The sequence below is a fragment of the Streptomyces actuosus genome (genome assembly GCF_016921115.1).
GTDB classification, from domain to species: Bacteria; Actinomycetota; Actinomycetes; order Streptomycetales; family Streptomycetaceae; genus Streptomyces; species Streptomyces actuosus_A.
Window position 1 is genome coordinate 1 of sequence record NZ_JAFFZS010000171.1, and the last position, 477, is coordinate 477.

Annotated in this window: 1 protein-coding gene; it reads right to left on the reverse strand. The window is 72.5% G+C overall.

The genetic code is table 11. The features are described from left to right. The coding region (locus JS756_RS36045) for a glutamate synthase central domain-containing protein (RefSeq protein WP_275892794.1) at nucleotides 1-477 on the reverse strand (477 nt) is incomplete at both ends.

The following is a 477-nucleotide window of genomic DNA, read 5'->3' on the forward strand; positions in this document are numbered from 1 at the left end:
GCGACGGGATCGGCGCGTGCTCGGCGTCGGAGTGCCGGTCGGACAGGACGATGAGGCGGGCGCCGTTGTCGATGGCGGCGTCGGCCTCGGCGCCGATCTCCTCGAGGCGGGCGGCCAGCGCGTCACCGCCGCCGTGCACCCGGTACAGGCCGGAGAGGGTCGCGGCCTTGAAGCCGGGCATGTCGCCGTCGGCGTTGACGTGGTTGAGCTTGGCCAGCTCGTCGTTGTCGATGACGGGGAAGGGCAGCACGACGGACCGGCACGTGGCGGCGGTCGGGTCGAGCAGGTTGCCCTGCGGGCCGAGCGAGCTGCGCAGGGAGGTGACCAGTTCCTCGCGGATCGCGTCCAGCGGCGGGGTGGTGACCTGGGCGAACAGCTGGGTGAAGTAGTCGAAGAGCAGACGCGGGCGCTCGGTGTGGGCCGAGATCGGCGAGTCGGTGCCCATGGAGCCGATAGGCACGGCGCCGGTGCGGGCCA